Origin of the sequence: Ignatzschineria cameli (assembly GCF_003121895.1) — a bacterium.
In the GTDB taxonomy this organism is placed as follows: domain Bacteria; phylum Pseudomonadota; class Gammaproteobacteria; order Cardiobacteriales; family Wohlfahrtiimonadaceae; genus Ignatzschineria; species Ignatzschineria cameli.
In genome coordinates this window covers 246,200-264,725 of the sequence record NZ_QEWW01000003.1, presented here as the reverse complement: position 1 = coordinate 264,725, position 18,526 = coordinate 246,200, and the positions used below count along the sequence as shown (strand labels likewise).

Genomic DNA, 18,526 nt, shown 5'->3' with positions numbered 1-18,526 from the left:
TAAATAACGTTGACAATTGTATCAATCCTAACAGGAGAAGTTAGATGACAGCGTATGTTAAGAGTATGCAAAAAGATTATACTTTGACTTTTAAATTAGCTGCTGTAGCAGAAGTTGAAAGCTGGGGTAATGAGATTCTCTTGCTTGATATTTTTTATAAAAAAAGATAAATACATAGAATAAATAGCGAGTTGTTCGTTAATTTTTGCGTTACAATTGTGGTGTTAGTCTCGATTCTATCAGCCTTATGACTATTAAAATCAGGAGAGAAAATAATGAAAAAATTAGCCATCTTATCACTAGCGCTATTGATGACAGGTTGTACTGTAGCGAATTTCCAATATACTCCGGAGGGTGATTTTATCGCTGTTACTGAAGCAGAAAGAATGCCGATGCATTTAGGTGATGTTTCTGTTGATGTTGCGAAGAATGTTCCTAGTGAAGCATTTTTCTTTAATCTAGAGAATAAAAATAAGTATGAGTCTGAGTTTAAATCGGCTTTTGCCCAAGCACTTCAAGAGAGTCTAGATCAATCGCAGCTCTTTAGTGGTGCGAAACGAGAGGTTAATTTAAAAGCGACAGTGTTAAGATTTAGTCAGCTAAGTGTTGGTCTACATTTCCCGACTGTTATGGAAGTGAATTACCAACTTGTTGATTCGGGAACAGGACGAATCTTATTTAATCAAAATATTAAAACAGAAGCAGAGGCCCCATTAAAAGTCTCTTATCTAGGCACAGCAAGAGCGATCGATGCTCGAAATTTAACGGCGCAACAAAATATTCGCCAATTACTTGATGCTTTGAAAAAAGCAACAATTCGATAAGCTTGTTGTTAAGTTAACTTCTAGCGAGTTTAAAGATGTAAAAAAGCTCACTTCAAATTGAAGTGAGCTACTTTCTTGCTCTTGCTACTTAATCGTATAACACGGTGTATATTCAGATCCCGGCAACTTCATCCGTTGTTGTTCTACAAATTCTCGTAAAAGCTGGTCGATCATCTCCATTAATTCAGGATCTCCTGATAATTCATAGGGACCATGTTCTTGAATGGATTGGATTCCAAACTCTTTTACATTTCCGGCAACAATACCAGAGAAGGCTTTACGCAGGTTGGCTGCTAGACGAGCTTTTGGCTGATTTAGATGAAGGTCAAGTTTAGCCATATTTTCATGCGTTGGGATAAAGGGTTGCTGAAAATCTTTAGGAATGGTGAGAAGCCAGTTAAAGCAGTAGGCATCGCCACGTAGCTCTCGGCACTCTTTAACCTGAGGCATCGATAGCTTCATTTTTTTAGCAACAGAGACGGGATCATCAATAATAATCTCGTACAGTTTTTGGGCTTCTTCACCTAATGTTTTACCAATAAAGGTATCTAATGTGCGGAAATAACTCTCGCTCTCTTGTGGTCCCGTTAAAATCAGAGGGAGGCAGATATCTTTATTTTTAGGGTGAAGGAGAAGGCCGAGGATATAGAAAAACTCTTCTGCTGTTCCGACGCCTCCTGGGAAGATAATAATCCCATGACCTAAACGGACAAAGGCCTCGAGGCGCTTTTCAATATCGGACATCACAATCAATTCATTGACTAAAGGATTGGGTGGCTCTGCTGCAATAATTGAGGTTTCTGTAATACCAATAAAGCGGCTCTCTTTATTCGCTTGGCGGGCATGACCTACGGCTGCTCCACGCATGGGTGCTTCCATTGCTCCTGGGCCACAGCCGGTACAGATATTAAGATGGCGAACGCCTAGCTCTTGGCCAACGGCATAACCATAATCATACTCTATTTGGTTGATGGAGTGTCCTCCCCAGCAGACAATGATGTTGGGATCCTGATCGGTGAGTAGAGCATTGGCATTTCGTAAAATTGCAAAGACAAAATCAGTGGTTAAAGAGTTTCGTTGATTCTCAGAAACTTTGATGAGCGATCCGGTATCATTGCCATTTTTATACTCATGGTAGAGTTCTGCTACTGAATCGATAAAGAGGGTATCGCGTAAAACGGAGAAGAGATTACGACGAATAATATTGGTTAATTTCCCATCCACAAAGACAGATTGAGGGGGATTGAAGAGACGTAATTTGATTCCTCTCTCAGTGCGGATTAATTCAATATCATAATCTTTATGTTGACTTGCAATTAGCTGAGGATCATCTGTTTTACTGCCAGTATTGAGAACCGCGAGCGTACAATTTCTAAAGAGAGGGTAGAGCTCTCCTTTGGCCGTTTTTTTCAAAATGGCGCTTTCGGTATGGGAGATCAGATCCATCGATCCTTTAGGTGGATAGATATCGTAGCGAATACGGTTTGGCATATCTGCAAACTCCTTATAGGAATATAGGTATCTAAGAGAGATAGAAGCGATACGATATCTGCTCTATCTCTGAAACTTATTTTTATAAAAATTATTTTTATAAACTATTTCGATCAGTGATATTTTAATTAAGTAACTTTTTGATAAAGCGTATCTTAAAGTATCTCAACATCTCGACTAATCGGATAAAACAAATCATAAACAATAGATCATAAAAAACAAATTATAAATAAGAGATCTCTTAATCAAAAAATAATTAATCAAAAGGTTATTAATAAAAACTAATATGAGCTTTTTTGATTAAAATTTATGACTAGAGGTTTATGAATAGAAAATTTATTAATGATCTATTATATCACTAAATCACTCAACCATTTTAAGCCTTAAAGAGTGCTTTAAGATAGGAGGGTAATGTGCGTAGAAGTAAGGTGAGTTGCTGCAATAGCAGGGAAGAGACTAGGTCGCTCTGTGCATAATGCTGTTGAAGTTGAACAATTTCCCGTTTTAGCTGACTATAAGCGGGTCGATTAAATTGCTGCTGTTGTAAGGTTTGAATGATGAAATCGCTCGTTTTATTAAAAAGCTGTAAAACTTGCTGATTCTCAATAGCGGTGCGATGAGCCCCGAGCGCGGATAGATAACCTAAAAATGTGTTATTGAGGCAGAGGTTATTAAAAAGTTCTGAGAGTAAAGCTTCATCTTGACCTTTAGATTCTGATAAGGAGGCGAAGAGTGCTGCAAGCTCACTATCAGTTTCATTAGCGCGCGCTCGTGCTGAAAGATAACTTAAGCTATCGTGACGCCCATGATGATATTGTGCTTGGATCTCTTTTAAGTATTCACTATTTTTTTCCGCAACCTTATGATAGGCCTGCTGAATATTGTGATAACGCCAATCAGGAAGAATATAGCGTGCAGCGAACCAGGCAATTGCACAGCCAATGATTGTGTCGATTAGCCTTTCCGGCGCAATAAAGTCGTAATCATTTAGATTAAAGCTAATTAGCACCATAATGGTGATTAATGCCGTTGTGAAGGAGTAACCTAGGGCGCTTAAGCTAAAAAAGAGGGTGCTACTTGCAATAACAAGAAGGACCTGAAGAGATGTTGATGGAGAGAATTGAAGAAAGAGCAGTGTCAATAGAACGCCGATAAAGGTACCGGAGAGTCGCTTTAAGATACGACTTTTAGTCACAATAACATTCGGTTGGCAGACAAAAATTGCCGTTAATACAATCCAGTAGATACGATTAGTGACAGGGCCATTTTCAAGAATATTGATATTAATAAGATTAATACCCCAGATGATGAGGTAGCCTGTTCCCATAACAAATCCCATTCTCACTGCATGGCGAAAAATTTCCGATTCTTTTGTTAAATGGGCGTTGATAGTTTGATAGATATTGAGAGCCATCTCTTTGAGCTTGGCAATCTTAGAGCCCCTTTTATCTGGAATGAGCGCTTTAATTTCTGCTTGGAAGAGTGCTGAGTCTGTGAGTCCACTCTCCATCTTAAGGAGCAATGTGTTGATCTGTTTAAGATTATGGAGAATATTCTCAATAGAGATAATAATTTCAAGCGATGCGGCATGATCTTTTTTGAGTCTTAATGTGGTCTCTTCAAGACGGCTCGTGATGCGCGAGAGATATTGTGGATAGAGATACTCTTTTTTATGAAGTAGAGCTTCGGCCACCTTTTGAGCCGCATTGCCTTGCTGCATCATGACACGCTGATAGCGAAAGAGCAGATCACTATAGAGAAACTCTTTATGCAGGATCTCATATTCTACATGGATAGATGATGCGCGCTCGTAGATCGCTTGTGCTACAAGGTAGTAATTGAGAAGTTCTGAATAGGGCTGATTAGATTGCTCATTCTGTAATCTTCGTATTAAAGCACCCTTAATACTATTGAGGCGCGTTGTTAATGTTTTGCCGGCAATAGAGAGTTTTAATTTGAGTTTTTGAATGCTTTCCCCCTCATCAGGATCGAAGAAACGTGCTTTAAGCTCTAAAAAGTGAGCAAGATCTCGATAGGCCTCACCTAATGATTCTGTGATAGGGCGAGCGGGCCAGATAATATGAAAAAGTAGGGAAATAAGATGATACCAGAGTGCGCCAGTTAGCAGTGTTAATGGTTGAATATACCAAGCTCGATCTGGTTCCAGAGTGAGCATAGCATAGACCATTAAGACTAAAGTTCCAAAAGCGGTCGTTGCATAGCGCTCTCCTAAGGCGCCAAGCATCATTAAGGCGCTAGTTCCAAGGATACAGAGGAGAAGAAAGAGGGGAGGGTATGGAAAGAGGATCTCGACAATTGTTGCGGCTAGAAAAAAGATCAGAAGGATGGATCCTATATTTTTAACTCTTCCTTTAATATGATCATCAAGATCGGAGAGTGCTGCTGCAACTGCTCCTAAGATAGGGGAGAGCTGAAGATCTCCAGTAATTGCCATTGGAATGAGGACAACGCCTACCATAATGATCAATATTTTTAGGCTATAGAGGAGATAATTATTGTAAAAAGGCGCTACAATCTTGGTGAGCGCAAATATTCTCGTCATCTCTTTGATCTCCATCGCTAAGGGAAGGGCTATTTTATCACTCTATTGTCTCGTCGGTATTATCTTCGATATTATCTCATTGGTCTCTCTTTTCTATTTTGAAAGTGGATGATCGCTTTAGGGGAGAGATAATCATCGAGGGGAATATCGCCGGAGTAGCTATCTATTACTCTCTCTACCGGAGGAAAGAGGCCGATACCAACTCTTTTAAGTTGAGGGTACTCCTTAAAAAATTGATCATAAAAGCCACCCCCATAACCGACACGATTACCCGATAAATCACAGGTTAAGAGGGGGGTAATTACCGTTGTAATGGTGTGGATCTCTTCTGGCATTAAGGGTGCATAGTGGCGTGCGGGTTCCCAAATGCCCCACGGATTCTTCTCTAATGCGGTTTCTGCGGTAAGAGGAACGTGTTCAAGAGAGCCCTCTACTACTCTAGGGACAGTGATCTTAATACCTTGTTGCCATAATGTCGGTAATAATGGACGAAGATCGACCTCCCGTTTTGCTTCAATAGGAAGAAAGAGGTGAATATGGGTGCATGCAGTTTTTTGCTCAGAGAGATAGGTCAAAAGCTGTTGACGAACTTGTTGGGAATAGTGTTGATATTGATCTGTTGATAATTCTGTTCTAGCTCTACTAAAGAGATCTCTAAGATCCGCTTTTTTTGCGATGAGAGGGGGCTGGTGCTCCATCATATTATCCTCCTTATAAATCGGTAATGACAATTTTCGTAGCTTAGATAAGCCTCCATTAAGGCATTGCTTTTCCTCTTCATTATAGGGATTTAAAGGGTGATTTTATAGCGATATGAAAAAGCCTAGCATAAAGCTAGGCTACGATCTCTTTTTAGATGTTTTTTTAGATATCAAGAGTATTCAGAGAGTGAATTTCTTTAGAGATAGCTCTCTAGAAGGGAATATCATTATCGAAGTCATCAAAATCATCCATAGCGCTACCACTATCTTGCTGTTTTGGTTGATTAAAGCTTTGATTTTGCCCTTGTTGGCCATATCCTTGGTTGGGGTTCGGGCGTGCTGATTGTTGTGCTCCGCCTCCACCATATGAGTCCTGTTGAGGAGCTTGGTTAAAATCAGGGTAACCAGAGGATGCCGCCGGGCCGCCAAAGTTATTACCGCCACCACCGCCTCCTAACATCTGCAATTCATTTGCATTGATATCTGTTGAGTAGCGCTCAATACCATTTTTGTCGGTGTACTTATTAGTTCTAAGTGAACCTTCGACATAGACTTGGCTTCCTTTTTTGAGATATTGTCCTGCAATCTCTGCTAAACGACCAAAAAAGACTACGCGATGCCACTCAGTGCGTTCTTGCTGCTGTCCAGTATTGCGGTCCTTCCAACTCTCTGATGTTGCAACAGAGATCGTAGTAACGGCGCTACCTGCCGCAGTGTAACGAACATCAGGGTCATTACCGAGACGACCAACAAGAATAACTTTATTAATTCCACGAGACATAGTAAAAACCTTAAATCATGTAATGAGTATAAATAGGATTGTTACACTATACGCTATTTAGGCGTTATTTTAAATTTATTGATCGGCAATTGATATGAATTAGAGCGTGAGTATTGCCACTCATAAGTAGCGCTCTTTATAAGGGTAGGAGAAGAAATATTTTTTTGATTAAAGTGATTAAAGGCGGCGTCAAAACATCAGCTATTGAAGGGGTTACTTAGGGTTTAACCTCAATAAAAGGAATTCGTTGCTCATCGAGGTAACGTTTTGTTTGAGCAAGATCTTTCTGGCTGAAGGGGCCAATCTGTACACGATAAACAGTCTTTCCATTGACCGTTACTTTATTAACAGTGGGTGTATATCCCATCGATTCGAGTTGTGATTTATGGATATTGGCCTCAAAAGTTGAGGAAAAACTTCCTGTCTGCAACTTTTTCTGTACCCCTTGATCCCGATCGGGTTCAGGTGCTACATACTCAGAGACAGAAAGTAGCTCGAGCGCTAATTCACTCTTGATCTCCTTATCGACCGATTCATAGCCGGAAGGCTGGCTAATTAATTCAAATTTGAGCGGTTTTTTCTCCTCTTTAGGAACCATCGGCACCTCGCTAAAATTTCGGCCACCGATTGTCTCCTCTCCTGGCATATGGAAGGAGCGATTAGCAAGCTGTTCATAGAAGGAGAATTCCGATTCTGGAATCTGAATCTCTTCTGGAGAGAAGGGTTTCTGCTTCTCAAGTTCTCTTGCTAGTGCGCGCTCCTCCTGAGCAATACGTCGTGCCTCTTTTTCAGCCGCACGTTTCTCTGCATGATGGGCAAAGAAGAGAGAGATTGCAATGACTGCGGCAACAATGATCGCATAGACTACAAACTCACCACGAGTCGGTGTTCTACGAAAGAATCGGAGAAAGGCTTTCACCCTTCTCCATTGTCCTTTTATCTGTACTTGATCAATTTTTGGCATACTCTATACATCACATCTTTGTCGGAGCTGAAAGTCCTAATAGCGTTAATCCATTTGCGAGAATCTGTTTTGCCGCCATTAAAAGATAGAGTTTAGCATCTTGACGTCCTCTCTCTGATTCATTATCTGTTAAGATTCGAATCGTATTGCCTGATTCATCTTTTGCATTGTAATAGCTATGGACATCTGCCGCGAGTTCTTGCAGATAATTCGCAATCAGATGAGGAGCACGATTACGTCCCGCCGTGGCAACCATCTCTCCAAAGCTTGAGAGAGTTCGCATTAAACGATACTCCGCCGTAGCTGTTAGCTCTAAGAGGTGTTGTGCTGCAAATTGAGGGTCGAATGGTTGTGCTTGTTTAGCTCTCTCCGCCAAGATTGAGCAGATGCGAGCATGCGCATACTGGATATAGTAGACTGGGTTATCACTCGATTGTGAGAGTGCAAGATCGATATCAAACTGAAGTTGAGAATCAGGATTGCGCGCGGCAAGGAAGTAACGAGTTGCATCTTTACCAACTTCATCGATTAGATCACGCAATGTAACATAAGCACCGGCCCGTTTAGAGATCTTCACCTCTTTACCATCACGTAATACCATAACCATCTGATGGAGAATATATTCTGGCCATCCTTGGGGAATGCCGATATCGAGAGCCTGAAGACCCGCTCTTACTCGAGAGATTGTGCCATGGTGATCGGCACCTTGTTCATTGATCACAAAGCGGAAACCACGTTCCCACTTCTTCTCATGATAAGCAACATCGGGGACAAAGTAGGTATAACCCCCCTCTTTTTTGCGCATGACACGATCTTTATCATCGCCATATTCTGTCGTTTTGAGCCAGAGCGCACCATCTTCTTCATAGGTAACCCCTTTTTCAATCAATCTCTCGACAACGCGATCGACCGCGCCATCTTTATAGAGAGAGGATTCGAGATAGTAGACATCGAAGTTGATATCGAAGGCACGAAGGTCAAGATCCTGCTCACGACGAAGGTAAGCAACGGCAAAGTCGCGGATATTCTCTATATCATCAGGATCACCGGAAGCTGTAATTTCGCGATCATCTGCGGCAACGCTCTCTTTTGCTAGATAGCTTCGGGCAATATCGATAATATATTCGCCGCGATAACCATCTTCTGGCCAGCTTGTATCTTCCGGTGTTTTTCCATCAATACGCGCTTTGACTGATGCAGCAAGATTGTCGATCTGAGCGCCGGCATCGTTATAGTAGAATTCACGAGTCACATCGAAACCATTCGCTTCTAGAAGACGCGCTATGGAGTCCCCCACAGCAGCGCCACGGCCGTGACCGACATGAAGAGGACCGGTTGGATTTGCAGAAACAAATTCAATCTGTACTTTTTCACGATTTCCACTACTGTTATGACCATATTGATCACTCTTCGCAAGCACCTCTTGGAGCTCTTGATGATAGACCTCAGGTTTAAAGGTAAAGTTGAGGAATCCTGGGCCTGCGATTTCGATCTTTGCAATTTCAGGCTGTTGGCCTATAGCCTCGATAATCTTTTCAGCTAAAGCGCGAGGATTGCTCTTAAAGGGGCGAGCACACATCATCGCAATATTGCTAGCAAAGTCACCATGGCTTAGGTCACGGGTTCTCTCGACACTCTTTTCAGCAAGCGCAAGATCGATATCGACCTCTTCACGCTCTGCAACTTGTTGGAGGGCCTGTTTAATAATACGGATAGGAATCTGTTTCATACGGTACTTTTAGTCTGTTTTCTAAAATAGACACGAGAGAAAAAAGAGTCGCTATTAGCGTTATAGTTCATTATGGATTGCAGATTGCAGATTACAGATCAAGCTGATATCTAACGCTCATTGAATAATGCATAATGCATAATGCATAATGCGCTAATGCGACTCTAGAGAATTTTCGTGTTATTGATTGAACTTGTTGAGGAGCGATTGCATCTTCTCATCGAGCGTCTGCTGTGGCGCTTTCTCGACCGCTTTTTTCGCGGTTGATGCATGCGCTTTAGGGGCTTTCGGCTTGCGATTTCTAGGTGCTTTTTGTGCCTGCTTTTCAGCGCGTTTTTTTGCTCTTTCTGGATTTTTCTTAGCTAGAAGCGTCTGAATCTTCTCCACATTCTCTTTAGCAAGGGTGCGATGCTCATCATCAATTGCCTCAGCCTCTGTTCCATCGAGGTTTGTTCGATGAGGAGCATGGACAACCGCTTGTTGATAGCGAAGTTGCTTGGTATACCAAGCGAGTGCAGAGCGGAGATTGACCGCGCTAAAACCCCATTCAGTTACGATCGGAATAAGTTGCTTATGAATACCAATCGCTAATGCAACAGGACGACCATCCTTGGGCTTAGGAAAGATATTCGGAAACTCTTCTGATAACTTCTGAAGAAGCTGCTGGGAGATTTCGATGCGCTTTTGACGAGCTTCTTGCGGCGAGAGATGAACCTCTTCTTGGGGAGCCGATGCTTCTAGTTGTATATTATTTTCGTTTGACATTATTTCCAAAACCTAGATCTATAAAATTTTTGCTAAGGCTAATTTTATTATATCTTAGCGATAATTGCATTAAGGTGGTAAAATTCTTCTGTTTACACACGTGTTGAGATGACTCTTTAGAGAGGTAATCGATCGATATAACTCATTGAATTTTTCAGAAGTGAGCCTTTATGAAACTGCGTATTTTATCTTTGATAGCTCTTTTGTTTATATCCCTTCCAAGTGCGATGGCGCGTCTTGGAACCGTTGATGGTATCGCGATAGTGATCAATAATGACATTATCACATTATCTGACTGGCAACGAGAATTAGATCTTGCAAAACAGGAGATGGCCTATCTTCCGCCAAATCAGAGAATGAGTGGAACAGCGCTTGAAGACCATGTGGCTCGTGTCTTAATTACGAGCAGATTTCAGGATCAATTTGCAAAACAACTAGGTCTTTATGTGCAAAATAATGAAGTTGATGCCGCAATTATGGAGATTGCTGCACGAAATGGTACCGATGTTGCGACTTTAAAAGAGTATATCGCCTATCAAGGAATGGACTTTAATCAGTATCGTGAGAATATTCGTGGGCAGATGTTAGCTTCACGTTTACAAAATCAGGTTGTTCAAGGGATCAATATTACAGAGAAAGAGCTTGATCTCTATATGAAGACGGCAGAATTTAAGCGTCTTAAAGAAGAGATGATGCGTGCGGATGTGCCGCAACATAAGGTAAGCCATATTTTAGTGGCTGTGAATAAAGATAAGTCTGAGGCGAAGGCGTTGCAGGAGGCGAATCGTTTAAGAGATCGCATTATCTCCGGTGATGGAACCTTTGAAGATATTGCCCGAGCAAACTCGCAAGATCCCTTTTCAGCGGCACAAGATGGTGATTTAGGTTGGGTCGGTCTTGGACAGTTAGCACCCTCTTTTGAAAAAACAATGATGACGCTTCCTGTTGGAGAGATTAGTCAGCCTGTGAGAACGCCTTATGGATATCATTTAATTAAGGTGGAAGAGCGACGCAAAGGTTTCCAAGATGATGAGACGATCCGTAACGTTGCGCGTGAGTTCTATTTCCGGAAAAAAGCGGGAGATACCTTTGATGAGTGGCTCAATAGAATGTTGTCGGATGTTCATATTGAGAAGCGAGTCGGTACTCCTACGAAGAATTAGGTAATCGCTTACGCTTAATAAGATAAGCGCTTAATAAAATCATCAAAATCATCAAAATTATCTAAATCACTTAATTAATAATTGTTGAATGGTTAGGTGTCGCATAAGATGCTGCAATCAGATGCGTAAGAAATTGTCAGAAATGCAAGAGAAGTAGCAGCAGATCATAAAACATAGCTCCGATAATCTAGAGATAGGCTATCGGAGCTCTTTTTTTATCAGCATTGATAGTCAGAATCGGGTTTACCCTTTAAAATGGCTCTTCAATCATATTTTTTATAGTAATGTTTTAGCGGAGTGATGAAGCTCCGTTTTAGCTTCAACATAAATTCAATATTGAGATATCAAGATATCAAAATATCAAGGTATCAAGGTATCAAGGTATCAAGGTATCAAGATGTCGAGAATATTGAGCGTATTCAGATCGGTTAAAGTAGAGAGAAAGGTTATCAGAATGAATAAACCCCAACATAGAGCACGGAAACGATTTGGCCAAAACTTTTTGGTAGATGAGAGTATTATTTTTCAAATTGTTGCCGCCATCATGCCTCAGCCGGGCGATAAAGTTGTTGAGATAGGACCTGGCCTCGGAGCAATGACACGTCCGCTGCTTGCCGCGGCAAAAGAGATGACCGTGATTGAGCTCGACCGAGATCTGATCGCCTACTTAGAGTCATTGCGCGGTTTAACTGTGATCAACAATGATATTTTACAGGTGGATCTTGCAAAGTTATGTGAAGGGGGAAGAAAGCTGCGGGTTGTGGGTAATCTTCCTTATAATATCTCTACACCGATCATCTTCCATCTTCTTGCGCATGTTGAGCTGATTGAAGATATGCACTTTATGTTGCAAAAAGAGGTTATTGATCGTATGGCCGCTCAATCAGGAGAATCGGCATTTGGGCGACTCTCTATTATGGTACAGCGCTACTGTGAGGTGGTTCCGCTCTTAGAGATTCCTCCCCATGCATTTGATCCCGCTCCAAAGGTGATGAGTCAATTTGTCCGGCTGATTCCCTACGAGGGCAATCCTTATGGCATTAAGAGTGATGCGCTCTTTTTTGAGGTCGTTAAAGCGGCCTTTGCGATGAAGCGGAAGATGTTGCGTAATAATTTGAAAGGATTGATGGGTGAAGAGGAGATTGAATCCCTCGATATCGATCCTAAAATTCGGGCAGAAAATTTACAGATCGAAGATTTTGTCCGCTTAAGTAACTATTTAGCAGAACGATAGCTGAAAGATAAGTTGTCATTATATTAGCGTTATTGTTTCTGCGATGAATGGAGCAGACATGAAAGATAATATCTATGCGGTCATCGATTTAGGTTCTAATAGCTTCCATATGGCGGTGATGCAGGAAGATCATGGTCGGATTTTGGTGGTTGATCGTATCAAAGAGATGGTACAGCTAGGGTATGGCTTACTCGATGGTGGGGGCATTGATCCTGTTGTTAGAGAGCGAGCGCTTCACTGTTTGCGGATGTTTCGAGAGCGACTGATCAATATTGCGCCTCAAAATTGCCGAGCAGTTGGCACCTTAACGCTACGTAAGATGAAAGATCCGCGCTTTATTAAGGAGGCAGAGGCCGCTTTAGGTCTGCCGATCGATATTATATCGGGGCGAGAAGAGGCGCGTTTAATCTACTTAGGAGTTTCCCAATATGTTCATGTTGAGAATCAAGATCTCTTTGTGATGGATATTGGCGGAGGTAGTACGGAGTTTATCTTAGGGCAACAGAGCAATATTAAATCGGCCTACAGCCGGGATGTGGGCTGTGTCAATATGACGAAGCGCTTCTTCCCAGATCGAGCATTTACCCAGAAAGGGTATGATCAGGCGCTTGTCTATATTGAATCTGAATTGCAGTCATTACGTTATCTTATTCCCTATAAGGATGCCTATTTTGTCGGGACATCGGGCACGATTAAGACAATAGGGACATTGATAACCTACTTAGGTTTTGAAGATGAGCTTATTACCGGGGAGGCGCTTAAACGGCTAGTACGAAAATTTATTGCTCTAGGTTCTGTGAAAAAGATTGCAAAATTTTTTGATATTAGTGAATTGCGGGCAGATGTAATTGGGGCGGGGTTAATAATCTTACAGGCCGCTTTTAAAATTCTCTCCATTAAGCAGATGAGCGTGACAAATGTGGCGCTGCGAGAGGGTATCCTTTTTGATCTATTAGGGCGAGTTCAGCAGAAAGATCGCCGGGATGAGACAATTAATAGTCTTATTACCCGTTTAGGGGCGGATGAGGGGCAGGCGAGAAGGGTGGCGATTAGTAGCCTTAAACTCGCTAAGATGTTGAAAAATAGTGAGGGAGAAAAGATCCTTTTAAGTGAGGAAGCGCTTCGTTACCTAAAGTGGGCCTCTTATCTTCATGAGATCGGCCTTTCAATCTCCCATCATCGCCATTTTCGTCACTCAGCCTATCTTGTTGAACATGCTGATCTCGATGGCTTTAGTAAGCAGGATCAACGGATATTGGCCACAATTATTCGAAACCATCAACGTAAAATCGATCTTGATGACTTTGTGGGACTACCCGATTATCTCTTGAAAATTACGCTACTTCTGCGCGTCTCTGTTCTTTTTAATCGGGGGCGTTACTTACAGGAGTCTCCAACGGTTGAGATTATTGTCTCCGATAATGAGATTCGGCTCCATTTTGAGAAAGATTGGTTGAAAGAGCATCCGCTCTTTTTAGAAGATCTCTCGAGTGAGCGGCGCTTCTTACGTCAAGCGGGGATCGATCTTATCTGGTGATAGGAATAAAGTTATAAAAAAGAATACGTTGAAAAAGAAGGATTTGAGCAAACGTATTTTGATTCGTTATGACGAGTAAAGAGTAAAGAGAGAAGGCGAGGGCTCGATACCCAATTAGTGACGAGCGCTACGCCCTCTCTCTTTTTTCGGATTATCTGGGATCTATAATAGATAATGACTCCAACGAATCCCATGAATCCAATGAATCCAACAAATCGAGTATTTTAATTTCTATTCTTAATAAGGAAATCGGGATAGATATTTGCAGATTTGATATAGGGAAGGGGGTCACGACCTCGAAGGAAGCCCCAATCTGCTTTGAGTAAGGTTTTACAGCCCGCTTCATTGCCGCCTAAAATATCGGTATGGAGAGTATCTCCCACCATTAGAACGCGATGAGGCTCAAACGCTCCAACAACCTCCTCTATTCTCTGGAAAGCCGCTTGGTAGGTATTTTGGAATGGTTTGCCACAATAGGTGATTTCAAGATCAGGAATCATATTTAGTAGCTCAATCGCGTAGTAGCCCGGCTCAACGGAAAACGAGGTTTCAAGAGGAGCGCTAATATCAGGGTTACCGATAATGATCGGTCGGCGACGTTTGATTAAGGAGATTGTCAGTCGTTCCTGCCATTTCTGATTCCAATAGCTAGTTGCCAGAAAGATAAAACCATCGACACGATCGATATTCTCTTTTGAGAGAAGTACTGTATTTGCCGGCAATCGCTCTATAAAAGCCCCATCACCGACAATAACCCCCCAAGTGCCACCGGCACGAGTTAATTCGAAGTGGGGAAGTTCCTGCTCCACTGCATCGCGAGAAGAGATAATGTGGGAGGCGGGAATATCGTAACCTAATGGAGGATACATCTTGGCACGAACATCGGTAGGATAGGATGCTCCATTGGTGAGGATAAATGTCTCCTTGCCTTCACTCTGTAGTGCTTTGATGGTATCGGGCATATGGGGAACTGCTGTACCGCCGATATTGAGGACGCCGAAGCCATCGAGCAATAAGATATCATACTGATCTTTGATTGCGAGTAGGGAGTCAACCTGCTCTACAGCTTTAATGGGAGCACTACTGTTCGGAAAGAGTCGGTCATGATTGTAATGGGTATCATAAAGAGACCAAACTTTGTCAAAATCAAGCATTTTACACCTCTATTGCAAGAAGTTAGGGTTGTCAAAAAAGAGAGCACTTACCATATCATACCTTTATGGCAATGTTTTAACATGTTGTTTAAATGAATCCTCGGCGAAAGTTGCTGCTATTTTGGTAGATAAGGGGTGAAATTATATTTTATTTTTCACTATCCTTTTTATGAAAAAGCGGAGTAAACTAGAGCTATTATCAGCTACCTTGAGGTTTTTGTGCGCCGTTATAATCTTCTTGTGATTAAACTATTTGCAAGTTATGTGATTCCTACAGTGCTTGCGATGTTTATTAGTGGAACATATCAGATTGTTGATGGTTTCTTTGTAGGGCATTTTATCGGGGTTGAAGGGTTAGCAGCGGTCAATATCGGCTGGTCTTATATTACGCTCCTTTTGGGCTTTGGATTTTTGGTAGGGGTGGGAATTGGTAGTCTCTACTCTATCGCGAAGGGGGAAGAGGAGCATTCTCGCGCTCGGAAGATCTTGGGGCAGGCACTCTTTTTGCAATTTATCCCAGGGATCTTGATCGGTATTATCCTCTACACACTTGCGCCATGGCTAGTGAGTATCTTGGGCGTTTCAGGTGAAGCAGCAGAGATGTCGATCCTCTTTATCCGCACTTTCTCTTTTGCCGCGCCCTTTGTTATTGGTAGCTTAGCGATGCCTTTTATTGTTCGTAATGTGGGAACACCTTTGCGGGCAACTGGTTATATCGCTGCTGGCGTCACAGTCAATATCCTGCTCTCTTTTCTTCTTATCTCCTATTTTAAAATTGGTATTTTAGGCGCCGCTTTAGCGAGTATTGGCGGAGAGATGGTTGCGATGGTACTTGGTGGCTACTATGTGCTTAAGCAGAGTGATGAGAGATTGACTCTTGCAGATTTTAAGCCAGATTTTCGCCTTCTAGGTCGTATTCTTCTAACCGGAAGTTCCGCCTTTTTCACCTTTATCTATATCGGCTTTATTATGACCTTGCACCATAAATTCTTAATGGAGTATGGTGGAACAGTCGCAGTCTCAGCCTATACCATTGCCGGCTATCTTCTAACCATCTATTACTTCGCTGTAGAGGGGGTTGCAAATGGTGCCCAACCGCTAATTAGCCGCTTTTATGGTGAAGAGCGAGTGATGTCTACCCGCTATGTGACCCGTTTAATGATCTATGTAGGATTAGGGGTCGGAATTATCATTACAGCGCTATTGCTGATCTTTCCCCATTTTTTCACAAGTTGGTTTACCGATGATCCAGAATTGGTCTCTGTGACGGTCTATGCCCTACGATTACATTTAGCAGTTCTCTTTTTAGATGGACTCTTTGTAACGGCAACTATGTTCTTCCAAGCGATTGGAGAAGGGCAGAAAGCATTGGTGATATCGGTAGGAAATCTTCTACTACAGGTGCCATTCCTCTACCTACTTCCTAAATACTGGGGATTAGATGGCGTTTGGCTTACGATGCCCATTGCTACAGTTATTCTTGCAGTTCCAGTCAGCTTTATGTTTTATCATCGTTATCAGCGAATTACCGATGAAGAGTTTGAAGATGAGCTAGGAGAATAGCGCCCCCATTTATCTTCATTTATCTTCTTTTGTCTTCATATATCGTTACTAGTCGTTACTGATCGTTTTTTTATTTAAAAAGCCAATGTAACAAACATTATTACATTGGCTCTTTATCTCTTTGACGCTATTTTATAGCGAGTGCTATTGGTCTTGTGAGTCTAATTATCGGTCTAATTATCGGTCTAATGACTGGTCTAATTAGCGTTCTAATGGCTAGGCGTGATTATCCCTTCTATTTTAATCAGCAAAGAAGTTATATTCGAGCTGTTTATCGGATCGTCCATGTTCCCGGAAATATTGGAGATCTTCCGGCGTAATATCGAAACGCTCGATCTCGCTTCTAAAGTGAGGAATAGGACGTTTATAGATAAATCCAATATCACTTCCCGTGCGATTAAGGAGTGCAGGATACTCTGTAAATGCTTCGATTACGGAGGGTTTATAGCCCATAAAATCCATCACCATTGGTGCGATAATCATCTGATTGGTAATGCCGGGATTTTCTATTAAACGCTCAATTAGAGGGCTCTCTAAGACAGACTGATCCGCAAAAAGTAGTAGTGGAACAATTCCCTCTTCCATGGAGGTTGTCTTCGCATCACAGTGGGTCTTCTTATTTTTGGGGTCAGAGAGGTCTTGTCCATGATCTGAAGTGTAGATCACGATAGTATCGGGATATTGTTCTAAGAGTGTCTTAAGTTTTACAAAAAACTGATTGGTATTTGCTAAAATCAAGTTTTTATAGGAGTTAAGAGCCTCTTCAGCGGTCGCATCGGCAAGAACGGTATTTTTCATTGCAGGCTCAAAGGGTGTTGGGAAGCCTGTATTTTGGAATGGGAAGTGAGAGCCTTTCAGACCGGCATAGATGAAGGTAGGAGTCTCATTCTTTGCAAAGATCTCTGCAATAATATCGATCACTTCACCATCACTCTTTAATTGTGATCCTGGGATATTGACAACATTTTTTAATTCTTTATCAGTATAGAAGTTGTGGCCTGAAGCATTATGTTGTGCATCGATCACATAGGGTTTAAAGCCGGCAGTTTCTGCAAGATCCCAGACGGTTGTTTTATCTAAAAAGAGATCGCTAGGCTCTTTATTGAGTCGAGGCAGTTTGCGCGCGGCAAGGTTTGAGGTATCACTACAGTTAGAGAATGAGGCTATTAATCCAAAATCGTAGACACTTTCAGGTGTAAATGTGGTGAGCGCAGGTGTGGTGCCGGCACGATTATCAAGAGAGACCATATCCCCGCGGATCGATTCATCCATCACAACAATGATATGGCGAGCTTTAGGTGTTGTTAGATCTGCGGCGGTAGGTGCTTCTCGAGGATAGAGCTCAAAGCTTGCACTATCGGCACGGAGATAGTTGAGGTAGGTGAAAGTAACAACTTGTGCTACCGGCGTAATATAGGAGGCGCGTCCGTTGGTCCCTTTTCCACTTTTGTTGTAGATAATCATTAACATTCCAGCAAGGGCGATCAGATAGAGTGCAATCGCCGTTGTTGTTCCTTTCCAACCCATATAGATCTTAGGGAAGAGAAAGATGCCGATTGTTATAGGAATATGGTAAAGAATCGCCATCCAGATCGCATCTTGGTAGCCCAGAGCGGCATCCTTAATCATGACCCGAGCATCCATCAAAGTACGAAAATCTTCATAATCAGGCTCACTGCCCGCAGAGAAGTAGTAGATCAGATAGGTCATTGAGCCAAACAGAAAGAGCAGGTAGAGCGGAATTCGGTAGCGCATCTTTGTAAAGGCAAAGAGTTCAATGATTGTTAAAGCAAAGAGTGCGGTTAAGAGATGCCGAATCAGCCGGTCAGGGCGTTCAATTGAGATGTAGTAGTAAGCTTTTCCCTCAATGAAGGGGTAATTGATCAGAATAAAGCCGAGGGCAATTAAGATAATTTTACTCAGAAGGCGCATAGAGGCTCTTGCTCCTATTTCAGGAATGGATAGAAAGCTTGCATTATACCGATCATTTTTCAAGTTGAGTAATAGAAGATCGATCTTTAGTGCTCATTGGCGCTTTAGGTTTTTAAAGGCAATTT

At 42.0% G+C, this 18,526-nt stretch carries 15 protein-coding genes; 6 read left to right on the top strand and 9 right to left on the bottom strand.

Going from position 1 to position 18,526, the window contains the following annotated elements; all coding sequences use genetic code 11:
• Positions 1-44: 44 nt before the first annotated feature.
• Both DC077_RS11080 and DC077_RS06540 read left to right on the top strand, forming a co-directional pair.
• Positions 45-170 (top strand): hypothetical protein, encoded by a 126-nt coding sequence (locus DC077_RS11080; RefSeq protein WP_275663903.1) that lies wholly within the window; start codon positions 45-47, stop codon positions 168-170.
• Positions 171-275: 105 nt separating this feature from the next.
• A complete protein-coding gene (locus tag DC077_RS06540) occupies positions 276-824 on the top strand; it encodes a hypothetical protein (protein WP_109201573.1) in 549 nt (182 codons plus the stop codon).
• An 84-nt stretch (positions 825-908) separates the two neighbouring features.
• Here DC077_RS06540 and ppnN read toward each other — a convergent pair whose 3' ends face one another.
• The 7 genes from ppnN to DC077_RS06505 all read right to left on the bottom strand — a co-directional run bounded on the left by ppnN (position 909) and on the right by DC077_RS06505 (position 9,818).
• Positions 909-2,315 carry a nucleotide 5'-monophosphate nucleosidase PpnN gene (ppnN, locus tag DC077_RS06535; protein ID WP_109201574.1) on the bottom strand — a complete coding sequence of 469 codons (1,407 nt, stop codon included), beginning with the start codon at positions 2,313-2,315 and terminating at the stop codon, positions 909-911.
• A 376-nt stretch (positions 2,316-2,691) separates the two neighbouring features.
• Positions 2,692-4,878 carry a YccS family putative transporter gene (gene yccS, locus DC077_RS06530; RefSeq protein WP_157953502.1) on the bottom strand — a complete coding sequence of 729 codons (2,187 nt, stop codon included), beginning with the start codon at positions 4,876-4,878 and terminating at the stop codon, positions 2,692-2,694.
• 71 nt (positions 4,879-4,949) lie between these two features.
• Positions 4,950-5,579 carry a 5-formyltetrahydrofolate cyclo-ligase gene (locus DC077_RS06525; protein ID WP_109201576.1) on the bottom strand — a complete coding sequence of 210 codons (630 nt, stop codon included), beginning with the start codon at positions 5,577-5,579 and terminating at the stop codon, positions 4,950-4,952.
• Positions 5,580-5,790: 211 nt separating this feature from the next.
• Positions 5,791-6,360 carry a single-stranded DNA-binding protein gene (locus DC077_RS06520; RefSeq protein ID WP_109201577.1) on the bottom strand — a complete coding sequence of 190 codons (570 nt, stop codon included), beginning with the start codon at positions 6,358-6,360 and terminating at the stop codon, positions 5,791-5,793.
• 217 nt (positions 6,361-6,577) lie between these two features.
• Entirely contained in the window at positions 6,578-7,324 is a 747-nt protein-coding gene (locus tag DC077_RS06515; RefSeq protein ID WP_109201578.1) for an SPOR domain-containing protein, read from the bottom strand.
• Positions 7,325-7,334: 10 nt separating this feature from the next.
• Positions 7,335-9,053 (bottom strand): arginine--tRNA ligase, encoded by a 1,719-nt coding sequence (gene argS / locus DC077_RS06510; protein ID WP_109201579.1) that lies wholly within the window; start codon positions 9,051-9,053, stop codon positions 7,335-7,337.
• 180 nt (positions 9,054-9,233) lie between these two features.
• On the bottom strand, positions 9,234-9,818 hold the full coding sequence (locus DC077_RS06505) for a ProQ/FINO family protein (RefSeq protein WP_109201580.1): 585 nt from the start codon (positions 9,816-9,818) through the stop codon (positions 9,234-9,236).
• Positions 9,819-9,988: 170 nt separating this feature from the next.
• On the opposite strand from DC077_RS06505, the gene DC077_RS06500 reads away from it, so the two are divergent.
• The 3 genes from DC077_RS06500 to DC077_RS06490 all read left to right on the top strand — a co-directional run bounded on the left by DC077_RS06500 (position 9,989) and on the right by DC077_RS06490 (position 13,752).
• Positions 9,989-10,981: a peptidylprolyl isomerase gene (locus DC077_RS06500; RefSeq protein WP_109201581.1), complete on the top strand. Its 993-nt coding sequence runs from the start codon at positions 9,989-9,991 to the stop codon at positions 10,979-10,981.
• 454 nt (positions 10,982-11,435) lie between these two features.
• Positions 11,436-12,215: a 16S rRNA (adenine(1518)-N(6)/adenine(1519)-N(6))-dimethyltransferase RsmA gene (rsmA, locus tag DC077_RS06495; RefSeq protein ID WP_109201582.1), complete on the top strand. Its 780-nt coding sequence runs from the start codon at positions 11,436-11,438 to the stop codon at positions 12,213-12,215.
• A gap of 58 nt (positions 12,216-12,273) precedes the next feature.
• Positions 12,274-13,752 (top strand): Ppx/GppA phosphatase family protein, encoded by a 1,479-nt coding sequence (locus tag DC077_RS06490; protein ID WP_109201583.1) that lies wholly within the window; start codon positions 12,274-12,276, stop codon positions 13,750-13,752.
• A gap of 224 nt (positions 13,753-13,976) precedes the next feature.
• On the opposite strand, the gene DC077_RS06485 is transcribed toward DC077_RS06490, so the two are convergent.
• Positions 13,977-14,906, bottom strand: a complete 930-nt coding sequence (locus DC077_RS06485; RefSeq protein WP_109201584.1) for an HAD-IIA family hydrolase — start codon at positions 14,904-14,906, stop codon at positions 13,977-13,979.
• A gap of 219 nt (positions 14,907-15,125) precedes the next feature.
• Here DC077_RS06485 and DC077_RS06480 point away from each other — a divergent pair, with 219 nt between their 5' ends.
• Positions 15,126-16,469 (top strand): MATE family efflux transporter, encoded by a 1,344-nt coding sequence (locus DC077_RS06480; RefSeq protein ID WP_239990350.1) that lies wholly within the window; start codon positions 15,126-15,128, stop codon positions 16,467-16,469.
• Between the two features lie 240 nt (positions 16,470-16,709).
• Here the strand turns inward: DC077_RS06480 and DC077_RS06475 are convergent, their stop codons facing one another.
• Complete coding sequence (locus tag DC077_RS06475; RefSeq protein ID WP_109201585.1) at positions 16,710-18,401, bottom strand: sulfatase-like hydrolase/transferase; 1,692 nt, start codon at positions 18,399-18,401, stop codon at positions 16,710-16,712.
• Between the last annotated feature and the right edge of the window lie 125 nt (positions 18,402-18,526).

Excerpts from the sequence above, each read along its gene's own strand:
- DC077_RS11080 (WP_275663903.1), top strand. The coding sequence starts at position 45 with ATGACAGCGTATGTTAAGAGTATGCAAAAAGATTATACTTTGACTTTT.
- DC077_RS06540 (WP_109201573.1), top strand. The coding sequence starts at position 276 with ATGAAAAAATTAGCCATCTTATCACTAGCGCTATTGATGACAGGTTGT.
- ppnN (WP_109201574.1), bottom strand. The coding sequence starts at position 2,315 with ATGCCAAACCGTATTCGCTACGATATCTATCCACCTAAAGGATCGATG.
- yccS (WP_157953502.1), bottom strand. The coding sequence starts at position 4,878 with ATGACGAGAATATTTGCGCTCACCAAGATTGTAGCGCCTTTTTACAAT.
- DC077_RS06525 (WP_109201576.1), bottom strand. The coding sequence starts at position 5,579 with ATGATGGAGCACCAGCCCCCTCTCATCGCAAAAAAAGCGGATCTTAGA.
- DC077_RS06520 (WP_109201577.1), bottom strand. The coding sequence starts at position 6,360 with ATGTCTCGTGGAATTAATAAAGTTATTCTTGTTGGTCGTCTCGGTAAT.
- DC077_RS06515 (WP_109201578.1), bottom strand. The coding sequence starts at position 7,324 with ATGCCAAAAATTGATCAAGTACAGATAAAAGGACAATGGAGAAGGGTG.
- argS (WP_109201579.1), bottom strand. The coding sequence starts at position 9,053 with ATGAAACAGATTCCTATCCGTATTATTAAACAGGCCCTCCAACAAGTT.
- DC077_RS06505 (WP_109201580.1), bottom strand. The coding sequence starts at position 9,818 with ATGTCAAACGAAAATAATATACAACTAGAAGCATCGGCTCCCCAAGAA.
- DC077_RS06500 (WP_109201581.1), top strand. The coding sequence starts at position 9,989 with ATGAAACTGCGTATTTTATCTTTGATAGCTCTTTTGTTTATATCCCTT.
- rsmA (WP_109201582.1), top strand. The coding sequence starts at position 11,436 with ATGAATAAACCCCAACATAGAGCACGGAAACGATTTGGCCAAAACTTT.
- DC077_RS06490 (WP_109201583.1), top strand. The coding sequence starts at position 12,274 with ATGAAAGATAATATCTATGCGGTCATCGATTTAGGTTCTAATAGCTTC.
- DC077_RS06485 (WP_109201584.1), bottom strand. The coding sequence starts at position 14,906 with ATGCTTGATTTTGACAAAGTTTGGTCTCTTTATGATACCCATTACAAT.
- DC077_RS06475 (WP_109201585.1), bottom strand. The coding sequence starts at position 18,401 with ATGCGCCTTCTGAGTAAAATTATCTTAATTGCCCTCGGCTTTATTCTG.